The 16,440-nt window shown below is 60.0% G+C and carries 11 protein-coding genes; 8 read left to right on the forward strand and 3 right to left on the reverse strand.

Annotation, left to right across the window (positions count from 1 at the left end; genetic code table 11):
• Positions 1–120: 120 nt before the first annotated feature.
• From ACQR07_RS16245 to ACQR07_RS16275, 7 genes are all read left to right on the forward strand, one after another.
• Positions 121–942, forward strand: coding sequence for an FHA domain-containing protein (locus tag ACQR07_RS16245; protein WP_434903236.1), 822 nt, complete (start codon positions 121–123; stop codon positions 940–942).
• 10 nt (positions 943–952) lie between these two features.
• On the forward strand, positions 953–2,938 hold the full coding sequence (locus ACQR07_RS16250) for an FHA domain-containing protein (RefSeq protein ID WP_434903237.1): 1,986 nt from the start codon (positions 953–955) through the stop codon (positions 2,936–2,938).
• Between the two features lie 88 nt (positions 2,939–3,026).
• The gene (locus ACQR07_RS16255; protein WP_434903238.1) at positions 3,027–3,476 is read left to right on the forward strand and encodes a hypothetical protein; all 450 of its coding nucleotides are present in this window, start codon (positions 3,027–3,029) and stop codon (positions 3,474–3,476) included.
• Positions 3,477–3,586: 110 nt separating this feature from the next.
• Positions 3,587–5,140, forward strand: coding sequence for an FHA domain-containing protein (locus ACQR07_RS16260; RefSeq protein WP_434903239.1), 1,554 nt, complete (start codon positions 3,587–3,589; stop codon positions 5,138–5,140).
• 31 nt (positions 5,141–5,171) lie between these two features.
• Positions 5,172–5,753, forward strand: a complete 582-nt coding sequence (locus ACQR07_RS16265) for an FHA domain-containing protein (protein ID WP_434903240.1) — start codon at positions 5,172–5,174, stop codon at positions 5,751–5,753.
• Entirely contained in the window at positions 5,753–7,555 is a 1,803-nt protein-coding gene (locus ACQR07_RS16270) for a protein phosphatase 2C domain-containing protein (protein WP_434903241.1), read from the forward strand. Before ACQR07_RS16265 ends, ACQR07_RS16270 begins: the two co-directional genes overlap by 1 nt.
• Positions 7,556–7,658: 103 nt before the next feature.
• Positions 7,659–8,072 (forward strand): FHA domain-containing protein, encoded by a 414-nt coding sequence (locus ACQR07_RS16275; protein WP_434903242.1) that lies wholly within the window; start codon positions 7,659–7,661, stop codon positions 8,070–8,072.
• A gap of 33 nt (positions 8,073–8,105) precedes the next feature.
• On the opposite strand, the gene ACQR07_RS16280 is transcribed toward ACQR07_RS16275, so the two are convergent.
• Together ACQR07_RS16280 and ACQR07_RS16285 are read right to left on the reverse strand one after the other, a co-directional pair.
• Entirely contained in the window at positions 8,106–10,433 is a 2,328-nt protein-coding gene (locus tag ACQR07_RS16280) for a protein kinase domain-containing protein (RefSeq protein ID WP_434903243.1), read from the reverse strand.
• Positions 10,434–10,439: 6 nt separating this feature from the next.
• Positions 10,440–12,086 (reverse strand): protein kinase domain-containing protein, encoded by a 1,647-nt coding sequence (locus tag ACQR07_RS16285; protein WP_434903244.1) that lies wholly within the window; start codon positions 12,084–12,086, stop codon positions 10,440–10,442.
• Between the two features lie 662 nt (positions 12,087–12,748).
• Here ACQR07_RS16285 and ACQR07_RS16290 point away from each other — a divergent pair.
• Positions 12,749–14,344, forward strand: a complete 1,596-nt coding sequence (locus tag ACQR07_RS16290; protein ID WP_434903245.1) for a cation:proton antiporter domain-containing protein — start codon at positions 12,749–12,751, stop codon at positions 14,342–14,344.
• Positions 14,345–14,665: 321 nt separating this feature from the next.
• Here the strand turns inward: ACQR07_RS16290 and ACQR07_RS16295 are convergent, their stop codons facing one another.
• Positions 14,666–16,381: a cation:proton antiporter domain-containing protein gene (locus tag ACQR07_RS16295; RefSeq protein WP_434903246.1), complete on the reverse strand. Its 1,716-nt coding sequence runs from the start codon at positions 16,379–16,381 to the stop codon at positions 14,666–14,668.
• Between the last annotated feature and the right edge of the window lie 59 nt (positions 16,382–16,440).

Genomic DNA, 16,440 nt, shown 5'->3' on the forward strand with positions numbered 1-16,440 from the left:
CTGCCTGGAGAGCCCTTGTCGCCGGTAATCCGCATCTATAATAATGAGCAATCGTTTCAGTCTGTGCACGCTAAAGTCGTCTCAGATTCCGTGCTTGTTGGCAATTAATTTGGGCTTACAATGAGCGAGATTGACGATTTCGTCGACGTCACGGTCAGTCGGCGAGGAAAGGAAGTTTCGCAGGGTTGCTACAAGATGCCACTGAGCATCGGTCGCGGCGAGCATAACCCGGTCCGGATCGGGCACGATCCGCAGGACAAGACGATTTCCAGAACTCATGCAGTCGTTCAGCGAGCTGGCCAAGGTTTTCGGCTGCTCGACAAAAGCTCCAACGGCACGATCTACCGTGGTGTGCGCATGAAGCAGGGCAGCTCAATTGACCTCAAGCCCAAGGACTTCTTCGAAATATTTGAGTTTACGATCGATGTCGCGAAGTCGAAGCGGGATCCGAATGCACCCATCATATTCGAAGCGCAGGTGCTGATCGACGGATACAAGACGGGGGCGCCATTCCAGGTCGGCGAGATGCTGCTGCTCTGCTTCAAGAAAAAGACCGGTTACATTTTTGATCAAGCGCCGGTCAAGGCGGATCTGGATACCATCTTATCGTCGCACCGCATCGAAGACGAGCATGCCATGGCCGCCATCGTCGGTCTTCAAGGCGGCGGATTTCTGGCCACGCGTCCGATTGCTGAGCGCCCACCGATTCTCGTGAACAAACAGCCGGTTCAATCGACCAAAGTCGATCTCCATCCCAGAGACGTCATCGAGATCGAAAACGTGCGGATAGAGCTTTATCCACCGGGCGAGAGCAGCTTGAAGTGCTCGAATCTCTCCTGCGAGCTGCTCAATCCATATACACTAAACGCCAATTGCAGATTCTGTTCGTTCGGGCTGATCGGCGGTGTAACCCGCGCGGTACCACCCACAGATAAGAGGTAGGTGCTGATCAATGGTCAGCTTTCCTTTGTTGCTCGACATTTATATTCGGGATGAGAACGGCAACAGCAGGCTTCATGATCAGATCTCATTGACCAGACCGGCAACCTACACGATCGGGCGCCTGCCGGATCGGCACATCGTTCTTGACCGTCCGCATGTCTCACGAAGCCATGCGCTTCTAGTCGTCGACACCAACGGTCTCGAAATCGTCGATCAGGACAGCACCCACGGTACCTATGTCAACGGCGAGCGGGTCAAGGGCAGGACGCAATGGATCGATGGCCATCTGCGGATAGATCCTTTCGAGATCAGGATGGTGGAGCAGTCCGAAGGCCGGCCATCTCCCGGTCCTCCGCCTCCGCCTCCGCCACCACCACCGCCACCGGAGACGTTTCCGGCCTCCGTGTTCAAAAGCGAAGTCGTCGACGTCGGCGCCATTCGGGCAGGCGGCTACATCCACGGCGAGTATGACTACCTTGCGATCGGCGGCGGCCTCGGCAGCTTCACCTGGGTCGATCATCTTCGTATCTTCGGAGTGCCGGCCGAGTCGATCTGCGTGCTCGGAAGTCATGATTGGAACTCGGAAGACCCGTCCGACTACCCGCGCCCGTATGGCAACTACCGGCGGCTATGCCAGTATTCGCAGATTCCAAACCACGAGAGGCTGCGGTCAAATTCGATATCAGCGCCGGACAACATATGGGGCTTTCCCGGCTATGCGAGTCGCGAGACGTGGCGAGACCTGAAGCGTCTGCGGCTCGGTGGACTGCGCCATGTGCTGCGTGTGTTCGGCGAGCCTGCCTTGCTGGAAAGCTATACGCCGCGTTCGGACGACGTGTTCAAGTCGATCGATCGTGAGGCGGCGCGGATCGGCTGGAAGCGGGTTTGCCTCACCTCGAGGATCATTGCGATGCGCAAGACCAGCGACGGCCGGTATGCTGTTGCCATCCGACTGGACAAGCGGCACGCGCTCGGCAGTAATCGTGATCGTGTGGTGATCGGAAAGTTCGTTCATCTGGCGACGGGCTATCCGGCCTATCGTACCGAGGACGATGTGTTCAAGTTCAACGGCCGCTATCTGAACGAAGGGCGGGTATTCAAGGCCTACGATCCTCACGATGCTGTCTATGAGGCGCTCGAACAGAAACGTGCGTCGGCGGTCGTGGTGGTTCGCGGCAGGGGCATCGTCGCGTCACGCATTCTGCAGCGACTGCATTCCGCCAGAGCACACAACGACCAGATCCAGGTCTTTCACCAGATTCGGACCGCCGTCGGACGGCGTGACGGCTCGCGCTTCGGCTTCGCACGTCGGCCCGTTTTCAACAACACCGAACTGCAACCCTTCAACTGGCCGAAATCCTGCTGGGGCGGCGAGTTGCGTGCGTTGATCGAGAGTTCGTCTCCGGAAGCGCGTTCGCAGATTTACGGTGCCTTGGGCGGAACGACCACCGCGAGGCGTCGGGACTGGATCCGTATCATCAAGCACGGGCTTCGTGACGGCTGGTACAAGGTTGCAATCGGAAAGATGGAGATCAAGGATCTTTCCGAGACGGGGCCAGCCGGTCGTGTCTTGCTCGAATACAGTGGCAACGATGCATCCATACCGCGGCATATCAAGGCGGATTACGTCATCGACTGCATTGGCCTCATCGGCGACATCGCCAACTCTGAGTTCCTCGGCGATCTCGGCCGGACCTATCAGTTGCCGCGAAACCGGGACTACAAGCAGCAAGGCAATGTCCAGGGCGGACTTGCCGTCAGTCCCGATTTCGAAGTGACGGGACTACGGCAGACCGGCGGGGGGCGCGTCTATGCCGCTGGTCAGATTACGGCTCATGGCCCGTATGCCGCGGTCGACAGCTTCCTCGGGCTTCAATACGCGGCGTTGCGCTCCGTCGATCATCTCCACGCACAGCGCGCGCCTTACGTGTCCGGTTTCGGTGCCTTCAAGTCCCTTTCGCAGTGGTTGCGCTGGTGCTTCAATCGGAGCCCATAAGGCAGCCAGCATCATTTCAAGTCATCCGTCAGAAATGGGTTCCGGTATGCTTCCAACGCTTCTGGGTCGATGGCAAACAAGAATTCTCTTGTTTCTCTGGATCGGGTTTCCGATCTCGGTGGGGTACGCGGTTTGGCTGAGCAGTTTTGCGCCGGCGTTTCCAGTGCGGCCCTGGCTGAGGTCGCTAGGTGCAATCCCCTACGATGTCAGGCCGATACAGATCATCTGCTTGCTGTTCATTGTCGGCGTCGTTCTCGATGTCATTTACATCGGATTGCAGAAGCTGCGCTGGGAGCGCGATTGGCCGTTCGTGTTCCAGTTCGTATCCATGATCTTCGAGTTCTTTGTCGTTCTCGGAGCCATCAGGATGAACATGTTGTCCTTCCTGCCTGCGAGCTGGATCCGCCCGGACGACTACTTCTACCTGTTTTTGCATTTTGGTCTGGTGTTCATCATGTCGTTCGCAAGTTTGCTCGGGCTGGTGCAGATTTTCATGGTACGTTGGCGCTACAAGGGCGGGGAATGGGGGAAGCTATGAGGGGCCTTCGCAGCTTTTGCACATGGTCGGAGTCCTCGTGGACATCTGAATCGGTCAGATATGGTCTGACCGCGGGCCTGCTTGGCGTGGTTGTGGTCTCCAGCTCACCCGTGCTGGCTCAAACGCCGGGTTCGGCGCCGCGCGAGATCCAGGTTACGGTCACTCCACGGCCGCCGGCGCAGGGTGTTCCGCAAAGTCAGGTGAGCTGCCGCGGCGAACGGAATGATGATCGCGCGTCTCTCCGTTGCACGATACGGTTCGAGACGCCGGTCGACGTGACGCGGACGACGGTCACCGATGCCGCAGACAGAAGTCTCGAGTGGACGTCTGTGTTTCGTCCGTTCGATCCGACGGAGGACGATACCGCTTTCTTTGTCCTGATCGATCGTAGGTCGGCAAGGCAGGCCGAAATGCGGGACTTGTCGGACATTTTCGCCAAGGCGCGCGGCAAACAGCAGGTTGCCGTTGCGATGTTCGCCAACGAGTTGACCCGGCTTCAGCCATTCACGACCGACCGGTCGGCGGTGACCAACGCGTTCGGCCGCATCAGTCAAGGAGGGACCGCATCCGAGCTGTTGCGGCATACGCTCGAGGCTGTGCGGCAGCTGCAGTCGGTATCGGCGCCGCGTAAGGTGCTCGTGATCGCCTCGTCGGGGAAGTCGGACGACACGGCCTACAATCTCGACGAGGTTATCAAGCTCGCGCAAGCGGCGAGCGTGCGGATTGTCGGGTTGGGCTACGTCGAGCAGACCGCGGATTCACCGAACCTCCAGCTGCTCGAACGCATGAGCAATTCGACCGGGGGGCTCTATTTTCGTTCGGACCTCAAGAAGTCGCTGCCGCAGGATATCCGAAACGCCATCCTCACCCGATTCAGCGGTGGCGGAATCTTGGAGGCGACCGCGCCGTCCCGCAAGGTCGCGGCCTCCTTGGACGTCACTCTGCGGCATCCCGGAAATCTGGCTTCGAGCTTTTCCGTCGCACTGGCGGAGGGGGCGGCAGACGCAGCTGCCGCTGCACCGCCGCCGTCGGCCGGCGTGCTTGAGGGTATCCAGGTGTGGCTGAGGTCGCTGTCCTATCAGATGTCCATCGCGATCGTCGCGTTGCTCATTCTCGTTGCCGCCCTAGCAGCTCTGCTCGCGAAGCGGATCAGCAGTAGAAAGGAGCCGAAATCCGTTCCGCTCGCCAGTGTGGATGAGGTGCGCAAGAATCTGAGCGCTCAGGCGGGCTTGCCCGAAGCGGCGCCGCCCTCGCTGGCGTCGTCGCCCGCCCCCCTCGTGCCTGCACCGCCGAAGCCCGAGCATCTTCCCGAACCGCCTCCGCCCAGCCCCGCTGCGCCGCAAGGTCCTCCTCTCGCGTGGCTCGAGTTTAATTCGACGCCCGGACGCGTCGCCCTTCGCAAAAAACATGTTACGATCGGACGGGAAGTCGACAACGATATCGTGACAGATCCGAACGAGGATACCGTGTCACGCCATCACGTCGCGATCTCGGTCAATACCGATGGTCGCTTTCAGATTTCGAACCGATCCCGCGAATACCGCCATACACCTAATCCGATTTGGATCAACGACAAGGAAATTGAGCACGCCGAACTGGCCAACGGCGATCGCGTCAGGCTCGGCACCGGGAGCTACGGTTTCATATTCGTTGAAGTTCGTTGATCTGCGCGTTTTTTTCGAAGGGAGATTGACCATGGCTGAGAACGACGAGCCGACACGGCGGCGCGAGATCGATCCAGGCGCTCCGCAACAAAGCGGTGGCCATCAGGCGGCTCCGACGCGGATCGCCGGCAGACCGCCATCGAGCTCGGGCAAGGGAGCGGAAAGCGGCGGTCTGGGACCGACGGTGATCAATTCCAGTTCAATTCCCCATACGACATTCCATCGCCCTCAGTCGCACGATCACCCTGCGGGAGGACCGGAGGCCTTTCAGCCGGTGACAGGCTGGCTCGTCGCGGTGGCCGGTCCGGGAAAGGGCAAGGCGAGACCGATCTTCGAAGGGCGGAATTCGGTGGGTCGCGACGCGGAGCAACGGATTCCGCTGGATTTCGGCGATACCGAGATTTCGCGAGAAAAGCACTTCTTCATCACCTATGAGCCAAAGAAGCGGTTCTTCCACATCAGCATCGGCGACAAGGCCAACCTGGTCTATTTGGACGGTGATGTCGTGCTGGATTCCAAGGTGCTGAACGAAGGATGCGAGATCGAAGTCGGTAAGACAAAGCTTCGCTTCGTGCCCCTGTGCGGTCCAAACTTCAGCTGGGACGAGGCCTGATGCGGCTGGAAATCTCCGGGCGAGCAATCGTCGGAAGCGGCAGCAAGAAGCCGCAGCAAGATTCGTGGCGTGTCTTCAATACCCGCGGCGAGGATGTCAGCGAGAGAGCGCAAAGCGGATCGGTCGCGACCGGCGATGGAACGCTCGTGGTCGTTTCCGACGGCATCGGCGGATACGAGGGCGGAGAAATAGCGAGCCGCGTCGCCTGCGATGCTTTCGCCGGCGCTTTTTTCCGCCACGAGGGCGCGGTAGCGGACAGGCTCACGCACGCGCTCGACGTCGCCAACATGGCGATTGCAGATGAGAAGCGACGGAACGCCTCGCTGCAGGATATGGGCTGCACGTTGATCGCCGCCCATTTCGGCCAGGACCGGATGACGTTCGTCAGTGTAGGAGACTCGTTGCTGCTCCGATCGCGGGACGACGAGATTCATCGCGTCAACTTGGATCACTCATATTTTGATTACCTCGACCGCAAAGTCCTTGGATCCAACGATCCGAGCCGATGGTCGATTGCGATGGCTGACGCGCGTCAACGCGGCTCGCTCACCCTGGCACTGACAGGCGGCAATCTCCGCAACAACGAGTACGGTCATACGCCGCAGGTGGCCACCCGTCCGATGCTGGCTGACGACATCATCATCGTAGCGTCGGACGGGATCGAGACTTTGGAACTGGTGCAATTGCAAAACTTCGTCATGCAGCTGCGTCCGAGCGGGATCCCGGGCATCGCCGCCGGGTTGATCGGGGCCGTCGACGGCATTGGCCAAAACCGGAGCTATCAGGACAACACGACGATCGTCGTTGTCGGGGCCTCGTCCAGTGCTGGTTTGACCCGGGTCGCGATGACATCCAGAAAGGAAGACACTCTCGCCAGCGGCGCGCAACAGGGGCGATTTGCGGGTTTACTTTCAGCCTGGCGGCATTTGCGCGACACGAGGATCTTGGCTGGTGTCGCGATCCTGGCCGTTGTCCTGCTGCTTGCCTATCTCGCGACCGGAGGGGGTGGTTCAGGCGATGGCGCCCGGGTCCAGAATCCCCCGCCGGGTCGCGTGCCTACAACTGATACTGCTCCTGCCAAGCCGATGCCGGAGCAGCGCAGCGACGCAGGCAGTCCGGAGATTGCCGGGGCAGGAGCCAGCGCGCCGCAGACGCTGGCCGTCGCCCCAGCACCCACGCCCTCTGCCCAAGCGGCGGCCCGTGTGCCGTCATCCAGTCTGCAGCAACAGCAGGGCGCTGGGCCTGGCCAGGGCCAAGCGGATCAGTCCACCGCAGAGGCTCCGGCTGCTGGTTCTTCGGACGCACAGGTGCAGGCAGCAGCTCAGCCGACCACATTGCCCAGGGCAGGTGATCTACAAGGTCAAGGCCCGAAAGCCGAGCTGACTCCATATCAGGAGTTCAATGGCTTTGCCTGGAAAGGTCAACGGCTGGACGCGACGCCGGGCAACGGAGGCTGTTATGCGGCTTGCGTTCGCGATCCGCGTTGCGTCGCGTTTTCCTCCCGTGAGCCTCAAGACAAGCAGTGTCACCTGTTCAGTGAGATAACTGGAAGAGATCTTAGCAAGGACGCCCAGAGCAGTATCAGGGAATGGGTCGACCGATCTTGGCAGGGAGACAGGATCTCCGCTGCTCCTGCCAATCCTGCGAGAAGTTCGGGAAAATGTGCATTGGAATGTCTGAAGATACGCGGATGCCAGGGGTATACTTGGAATGGGGCAGCCGGCCGCTGTGATCTGTTTTCCAGCATCAATGGTACCACACCGGCTCCCGATGTGAGAAGTGGATCGTTTTTTGCAAAGTGACAGCTGAAAGCCTTTGCGGGACCCCGCTATTTGAGAGTGAGTCGTCGCGAGCCTCGATGCGCAGATCTGGATCGGCGAGGGCAGGACATCGAAGGAGTCACATATGAGCAATACCAAACGTGAACGTGATCAGACGATCGTCACGCGATCCAGTTCGGAGGCGACTAAGGAAGTCGATCTCGACGACCGGCAGACCCAGGTCCGGCGCGGCGACCTGCTCGCCGTATTCCGCATCGTGGATGGTCCCGGTGCCGGAACCAGCCATCCGGTCTACAAGGGCGATAACGCGATCGGACGGGGTCCGCAGAACCGGATCGCATTGACCTTCGGGGACGATGGCATGCATCGCGAAGGTCATGCCTGGCTCCATGCCCAACCGGGGCAGTTCGTGCTCGAGCACGGTGGCAAGACCAACCCCGTCTACGTCAACGACGAGAAGCTGCAAGGCAGGCGATCGATTGGGATCGGCGACAAGGTGAAGATCGGCGTCACCATGCTGCGTCTCGATCCGGCCTAATATCGTGTCGTTTCTGCCGAAACGCATCATGATCTAGGGAGCCGGCTGGCGCTTGACCCCAGCCTGGGCATTGTTGTCCTTGGTTGCAAAATCGACCCGGTCAAACCGCCAGCAAGAGGTGCCGACATATTGATAGGCAAGGCATGCGTCTTCCGTCGCACACAGATTGGCGCAGACTTGACGCGAGCTTGCAGACGACGTGCTGTAACGGGTGCCGGTAAAGCTTCGTCTCGTGGACTCAACTTTCCTGGCGCCCAAAATTTCCGGCGGTCGCGCCTGATTGGAGCGTATGACGCTGGTGGAATTCGGCTCGAAGCGCAGGTTCGGCAGGCTTCCCTTCAAGTAGCACGCGCGATCCCATTTGCCGTAGGAGTAACCCACGCATCCCGTCGACTGGTCGCAGGCCGTTTCGCATGCGGCTTCGTCAACGTCGGCCAAATGGGGGGGCTTACCGGGGAGATCGCCGCCATCCATGTCGTGGTTCTCGAACGAGATGTATGAGTATCGGGGAGACGGCGTGGGGGTTGGCGTCGGAATCGGTGCGGGGAACGGCACCAAGGAGGGTGTCGGGGTGGGCGTCGCGGTCGGGGTCGGTGTCGCCGTCGGAGTGGGTGTTGGGGTCGGCGTAAAGGTTGCAGCCGGTGTAGGGGAGGTTGAGGGGGCCGGCGTGCTACATTGCTGGGATAGCCTGAGCCGCTCTTCGCGAAGAGTGGGGTAGCGCTGACCGAACCCGATGTTGCTTCGGTAAGGCGTCAGACAGTAGTCGATGTCGCAAGTGGATTTGACTGCGCTGTTCAGACAGTTCAGGGCACCCTGATAGTAGTTGCTCTCATTGACCGACGGATCCGGCGCAGGAGTCGGACTGGGCGTGAAGGTGATCGTTGGCGTCGGTGAAGGCGTGCTACAGCGTTCAGTCAACCTGAGAAGCTCGGCGCGCAAGGCCGGATATCGATCGCCGAACCCAATATTGACCCGATAGGGCGTCAGGCAATGATCGATGTTGCAGGAGCTCGGCGCCTCGCTGCGGATGCAATTGAGCGCAGCCTGGTAAAACCCGTTGTCGCGGGGGAGCGGCTCCGATGTTGCGGTTGGCGAAGGTGCCGGCATCGGGATGAAGGTCGGAGTGGCCGTCGGCAGGGGCGTCGAAGTGGGGGTCAGAGACGGTGTGGGTGTCGCCAAGCCGGGTCGCGTCGTCGACTGCGCACGGTCCTGTTTGCGCGTCGGCTCTGCCGAGGCAACCGCACTGGGCGCTGTTCCTTGCGGCTCGATCGACGCCCCATTGTTGCTACTGGAAAACAGGAACAGGAGTCCCATGATCGTTGCGATCAGCAGCACCACGATGGCGTATTGTAACCAACGGCGGCTCCTCCTGTTGCCGTCGACCAACGCCGGCTGGGCCGGCTGCGCGGCCCGCGGCAAGACGTCTACGCTTCGAACGGGTGAGACCGGTGCCGGGTCGTCAAGCCAACCGAAACCGCGCATGAAGCTTGCGACTGTCTGCGGACGGCTGGTCGTTGCCAGCATCAGACCGTGATCGATGGCTTTATAGACGGCGTCCGGGCATTGGACCTTTGTGGCCTGACCGATCTGGACGTAGGGATCCTTGCTCGACAGCGCGCGATCGACGGCGCGCGCTGGAGGTTGGCCCGCCAGCGTACAGTACATGGTGCCGGCGAGAGCATAGATGTCGGTGTATTCGCCCTCCGGTCGCTCGGCTGCAGGTACTTGCTGCTCGACCGGCGCATAGGCCTCCTTGTAGGGCACAATGCTCGAGGCCGACGGATTGCGGCGGAGATCCACTTTCGCCGCGCCGAAATCGACGAGCACGGGCCGCCCGGCGTTGTCGATCAGGATGTTGTCGGGTGAGATATCGCGGTGGAGCGAGCCGTGCTCATGAACATAGCGCAGGGCAGCGCAGACCGGCTGCATGATGCGGCGAAAAGTATCTCCATCGGGGAAGATGCCTCCATACGGCCTCAGAAAATCGGCCAGCGAGCCGCCTTCGATGTATTCCGTGATCAAATAGCCGGTATTGTCGGCGCGGACAAAATTCTTCACCTTCAGAATGTTCGGGTGGTCGAACTTGAACTGGAGTTTGGCCTCGGCCTCGAAACGAACGAGGATGCGCTCGACCAATTCCTGATCATCAGTCTTCTTGACGACAATCGTTCCTTCCAGCCAGGACGCGATAGCCTGTGGATAGAACTGCTTGATCGCCACCCGATCCTGGGTAACGGGATTGAGGGCTTCGTAAACGATTCCGAAGCCACCACGCCCGATCTCTCTGATGATGGCATACCCCGCGACGATGTGACCGGGGCTGAGCGGCTTGCGATGTATCTCCTCCATGGCAACCATCATCGATTTTCAACGGGCCGGCTGTCGCTTGACGCCGGCCTGGGCAGAATCATCCTTGGTGGCGAAGTCAAGCCGATCGTAACGCCAACACGCGGTGGCGACATACTGGTATCCGAGGCAAGCCGTCTCCCGCAGGCACAATTCCTCGCACGCCTTGCGAGACGGCGCGGATGACGTGCTGTACCGGTTACCGACATAGTTGCGCTTCGTGGCCTCGATCCTGCGGGCCCCGATGTAGTCCGGCGGCCGCGGCTGGTTGGAGCGGATCAGGCTGGTGGAGTTCGGCTCGAAGCGAAGGTTCGGCAGGGTTCCCTTAAGATAGCAGGCCCTGTCCCATTTGCCGTATGAATAGCCGACGCACTGGCCATTGCCGGAGCACTCGCTCTCGCAATACGACTGATCCACGTCACGGAAGTGCGGCAGAGTTCCCGGTAGATCGCCACCCTCGATGTCAAAATTCTCATAGGTGACATAGCTCGGCGGTGGCGGCGCCCGGGGCGGCGCGATCACGGGCGGAAACACCGGTGTGGGGGTGTAGGTCGGTAGAGCGCGAGGGGTGGACGACTGGGTCGGTGTGGGCGCGGGCGAAGTCGGGAGCGCGGTCGGCGTTGTCGAGGCCACTGCCCCATTCGGGATGCCGATCGGAGCCGAGGGCTCGGAATTTGAAAAGTACAGCCCAGCGGCCACGGCCCCGACGAGAGCGGCAACCGCGAGATAGGCCACCGTACGTGTCCGTTCGACCGGAGGGTCAGGTGGTGGAGGCGGTGGGGGTGGTGGCGGCGGCCGCTGGCCGCGCCAGCCCAGCAATTCGGCGAAGCTCTCGATGGTCTGCGGACGGGCCGCCGGTGCGAGGGCGAGCCCCTGGTCGATGGCGCGACAGACAGCCTGAGAGCACTTGGTCTTGGCGACCTGTGCCAGTGGGATATAAGGGTCCTTTTGCGCCAGCGCGCGGTCGAGCGGACCGATTGGAGGCTCGCCGGAGAGCATGTGATACATCGTGCCGGCGAATGCGAAAATGTCGGTGTAGCGGCCTTCCGGCCGCTCGGCTGCAGGCTGCCGCTGCTCGACCGGCGCATAGAGTTCGCGATACGGAATGATGCTGGAATAGCGTGGGTTGAGCCGCAGGTCGCGTTTGGCTGCGCCGAAGTCGACTAGAATCGGCTTCATGGTGGCGTCGATCATGATGTTGTCGGGCGAAATATCTCGATGCAACGTCAGTTGCTCATGGGCGTAGCCGATGGCCTCCGCGATGGGGGCCATCAGTCTGCGCAGCATGTCCTCGCTGGGAAACACCTTGCCATATTGCTTCAGGAACTGAACGAGAGTGCCGCCTTCGATGTAATCGGCGAACATATATCCAGTATTTTCGTGTCGAATAAAGTTCTTCACCTTCAGAATGTTCGGATGATTGAACTTCGCTTGAAGCCGCGCTTCCTGCTCGAAACGTTCAAGAATCTTTTGATGGATGATCCAATTGTCCTCGTCCTGGATGACCATCGTGCCCTGGCGCCAAGTCCCCAGTCCGCGCGGCATAAATTGCTTGATGGCAACGCGATCCTCAGTCACCGGGTTCAGGGCTTCATAGACAATGCCGAAGCCGCCGTGCCCGATTTCCCTAACGATCCTGTAGCCGGCGAGCGTATCGCCGACCTGCAATGGCTCTGTTGAATAAGACCGCATAGCAAATATCATCACTCACGGCAATAAATCCTGCGGGAAGCGACCGCAAAATGCCGGCCAAGCTGACCCTCGCCGCTACCCAAGATTGACGATGAACTTAGCAAGCCAGACGTGATGCCAGCAATGGCTAAGTCTCTGACGGAGCCAATCCGCTGTTTTATTCTGGCGTGGCTGACAACGTCGTTGCTGGCCCTAGGCCATTGTGTTGCGCTGGTATCGGGGGCGGGCGCCGTTGCTGATTGTCAGCCGGAGGAAGTTTCTCTGGTCGGCGGCCTCGCCCGACGAACTGGATGGCGCTGAGTGCTGCACCGTCATGAGAGCTTGAACTCAGCGCCCATTTCGTCACTTGCCTCTGTGCGACCGCGCCAAGCGCATGTCGATCGATTGCGTAGCTGTCTAGCCACACACGGAGTGGCTGTACCGCCGGTCCAATCGCTTGGTTCTTGCCGGACAGACGGGGCGACCGCGGTGGGGTGTAGGATGGGGACGACGTCCTCAACGTCTCTGGCGTGAACGCTCGGGTCGTGGTCTGATAGGTCGGGGCGAGTAAGTCTTGGGCCATCACGCAGGCCGGGTCAGCTAGCGTCGGGCTGACTGCGGGCGCGCAGCCGGGCGCGTCGTCTGAGGCGAGGGCAGGAGTGCTACATTTCGATCCGAAAGTGATCCTATTTCTTCAGGTCGTCGTCGTAGTGGGCTTGCCACTCGTGATATGGGGGCCCCTTCGATTGGGGCGACTGTTTCCGCTTCCCATCGTGCAGATCCTAGCCGGCATGGCTCTCGGGCCGTCGGCCTTCGGGTTGGTTGCCCCTGAAGCTTTCAAGTTTCTCTTTCGCGGGGATGTTTTGGCCGGCATCGATACTCTTTCCAGCATGGCGTTGGTACTGTTCGTCTTTCTTGCGGGATGCGAACTCGACCGCCAGATTCTGCGGGCAGCTGCAGGTAAGGTTCTGTCGGTCGGCTTGGCTGGCGTCATGGTGCCATGGCTTGCCGGCACAGCCGCGGCGTGGCTGATGCTTACGAGTTTGAATGGGCCCGACATTCTCGGAGCGTCCGTCAGCCCATGGCTATTCTCCGTCGCCTTCGGACTTTGCATGGCGGTGACCGCGCTTCCGGTTCTGGTCGTCATCCTGCGTGAGTTGGGCTTCAATGAAAAGCCGATAGGTACCGTTGCGCTCGCGGTCGGAGGCGTAGACGATGCCCTGCTCTGGAGTTCGTTGACCATCCTCCTTCCATTTGCCGCGGGCACAACCGGCACAGCGCTGCAGTCCTTTCTTGTCGCGGCGGCGGGCGCGGTAACAACGATCTTGCTTCTGTCGCTCGTCATTGCGCCCGCTCTGCAGCGCATCATTGAGCGCGACGCACCTGAGCGAATGCTCGTGTCATCTGCCATCATCGTTCTATTCGCATTTGCAGCTCTTAACGAGGCAACCCAGCTGCATTCCGCCATCGGCGCCTTCCTCACTGGGCTGCTATTGCCTGATAAGGTACGACATCTCTGCCAGGACCGATTTGACGCGCCGGTTACGCTGTTGCTTCTTCCGTTCCTGTTTCTATCGACCGGGCTCCATACTGATTTCAACTTCTCCAACGGTGCGCTGTGGTCGGTCGCCGCGCTGGCCATGATCGGAGGGATCGGCGCCAAGTTCCTTGGCATAGCGATACCGACCCGGCTGACCGGCGAGAGTTGGGCCTTTTCGATCACGCTCGGGACCCTGATGCAGTGCAAGGGTCTGATGGAAATAGTCGTCGTGACGATCCTGTATCAGAAGGGTGTGTTCGGGCAGGCGACTTTTTCGGCTCTGATCATGATCGCCCTGATATCGACGGCGACCACCGTCCCGTTAGCGCGGCTCTGCGCCCGACAATGGGGGAATGCAGCGACGGCATCGGCCTGGAGCGCCGCACTCGATATGGGTGCAGCGCCGGCGTCCACTGGCCCGAGCCCGCGTCTCGTCTTCATCGAAGGCGGAGGAATAGTTCCGATTACGAAAGCCGACGCCGTCATCGGTCGCCATTCGCAGGACGATATCCGAATTCCCGACGTGCGAGTCTCACGACACCACGCGCGGCTGACGAGCGACAAAGGCATGTACGAGATCCACAACCTGACTGCGCTGCGCTCGGAGCCAAATCCACTGCTCGTCAACGGGCAGCAACGGGAGAGAGCAGAATTGTTTGATGGCGACGAGATCTCGATCGGAGGCGTCAAGCTCCGTTTCAAGGTGGCTGCCTGACCGAGATGCTCGCACGGCTCGCAAGACGGGCGGTAGGAATTTTCACGCCACTCAGCGGCCAGAAGCACCAGTGACGATCTGGAGCCGTGAGCGATGACAGGCTTTCAGCAGACGTCTGCGCCGGAGCAGTAACATGCCCGAGATATCGAAGGCGTCTGGCGGTCGGTGAACTACATTGTTGTGGGAGAATCTGTCTTTCCGGATCACGGATCATGTTCGGCGGAGAAGTCCCACAACGTCGAGGCTCCCTTGCTTGGCAGAAGAGGTGCTGATCAGAAGCTGGACGTTGCGCAGCAGCGTGGTGCGGGTCGACATCGATAATCAGCTATCTCTGTTCGCCTCAACGATCTTGGATGTCACGTCCGAACGAAACGTGAACTCGGTCGTGCCGATCCCCACCTTGTCCCCGTCAGCCAGCACGGCGTGCTCTCTCCTCACTCCATTCACCGTGATGGGGTTCGCCTCCGAGCGATCGGCCGTGAGATTGTAGAGCTCGAATCGACCTTCGGCGCCCTGGAGCAGCCGCGCATGATGCCGCGATACGCTGATATCGTTGATGCGGATGTCATCTTGGCTGTGACGGCCAATCAGGAGGTTCGGGCTGCGCACGAGAAATGTTCCGCGGCCATCGGTGAAATCGAGCATCGCCAAAGGCCGCGCCGTTCCAGGGGCGACAGTCACCGGCGGCTCCTCGACCCTCACCATCAATGGAATTGACCTGTTGCCATCAAGCAGGCTGTTGCCAAACAGCTTGACCAACCCACGCATCACCGGAGCTGACAGTCCTGTGGATGCGATGCACATCAAGACGCCTGCAGAAAACATCAGTCCGGAAATCAAGTGACGATCAGTGAAGACGAGCAAGACGATGATGCCCATCAGTCCTTTCGTCTGTAACAGCACACCAGCTCCGATGGAAAACGGCCAGGTCTCGCCCCCCGCGCGCGCAGCGAGGCCGTGCCCAAGGGTCTTCCCTACAATGCATAGCAACGTGCTTACTCCGAAGAGGATCCAGATATCCGGATCGTTGAACGTAAATGTCGTGCGAAGACCCGTGTTGAGAAAGAAGAATGGCATAAGAATTAGGGTCGTCGGCTGATCCAATCTGTGGGCTGCCATCTCGCGAATCTTATCCGGAAGAAAGACACCTGCGACGAATGCGCCGAGAACCGGATGCAAATCAGCGAGCGAGGTGATCGCAGAGGCGACAAAAATCGAAAGCGCAGCCACGGTCATCAGCGCGCTCTCGGGCGCCTCGCTGGCGATCAGACGATTGAGAACGGGTGATGCAACAAATCTGACAAAGAGGAAGCTGAGAGCCCCGCCCGCAAGCGCGATCGCAAGCGCTTGGCCGAGAGTCCCGGAGCCGGAGAGAGCAACGATCACGGCAAGTCCCAGCCACATCATCGTGTCCGCAATTCCGGCGCTTGCAAGCGCGATGGCGCCGATACGATGTTGGGTAAACGCTAGTTCTCGAAGGATCACGGCAAGGATGGGGAGTGCGGATACCGCCGTGATCAGTCCGTATGCAATCGCGAAGATCAGGGGCGATGGTTTAGAATAGGCGTCGGTGGCCCCCGGTGTCGCGACCGCGGCCGGGACGACATAATAGAGCGCCGCGCCGGCCAAGGCGCCGAGCGTCCAACCAACGATCATTCCGATGACCCCAATCGAGGCGATCGTCTTGCCTGACTTTCCGATGACCTCCTTGTCGGCGTCGGCGCCCGCCAGGAAGCCGAAGAGGCAAACTGCGATCGTCGCCAGTGCCAGAATGGGATCTGCGCGATTGATCTTGTCGGCGCCCAGCGTCACGACACCAAACAGGCTTTTGAACAATTCGGGTGCGAGAGCGCCGAAAATCGATGGTCCGAGCAATACGCCGGCAAAAATCTGCACAACACCCAGAGGAAACCACTTGCCTAACCTCAAGGTGCGCCACAACAAATAGGGGATCAATATGATCAGACTTGCCTGCACGAGCAGGATGTTTCCGAGCTTCATATGCTGCAAAAAAGCGATCGCGGTGTCAAAACTCATGTTGTCTTCAATCCGTCTTGGTCGTTGGAATGTAAAAGGAACTCAAATCGAGGTGCGTC

It is taken from the genome of Bradyrhizobium sp. HKCCYLS20291 (assembly GCF_051167715.1).
Taxonomy (GTDB): Bacteria; Pseudomonadota; Alphaproteobacteria; order Rhizobiales; family Xanthobacteraceae; genus Bradyrhizobium.

Excerpts from the sequence above, each read along its gene's own strand:
- ACQR07_RS16280 (WP_434903243.1), bottom strand. The coding sequence starts at position 10,433 with ATGATGGTTGCCATGGAGGAGATACATCGCAAGCCGCTCAGCCCCGGT.
- ACQR07_RS16295 (WP_434903246.1), bottom strand. The coding sequence starts at position 16,381 with ATGAGTTTTGACACCGCGATCGCTTTTTTGCAGCATATGAAGCTCGGA.
- ACQR07_RS16245 (WP_434903236.1), top strand. The coding sequence starts at position 121 with ATGAGCGAGATTGACGATTTCGTCGACGTCACGGTCAGTCGGCGAGGA.
- ACQR07_RS16250 (WP_434903237.1), top strand. The coding sequence starts at position 953 with ATGGTCAGCTTTCCTTTGTTGCTCGACATTTATATTCGGGATGAGAAC.
- ACQR07_RS16275 (WP_434903242.1), top strand. The coding sequence starts at position 7,659 with ATGAGCAATACCAAACGTGAACGTGATCAGACGATCGTCACGCGATCC.
- ACQR07_RS16270 (WP_434903241.1), top strand. The coding sequence starts at position 5,753 with ATGCGGCTGGAAATCTCCGGGCGAGCAATCGTCGGAAGCGGCAGCAAG.
- ACQR07_RS16265 (WP_434903240.1), top strand. The coding sequence starts at position 5,172 with ATGGCTGAGAACGACGAGCCGACACGGCGGCGCGAGATCGATCCAGGC.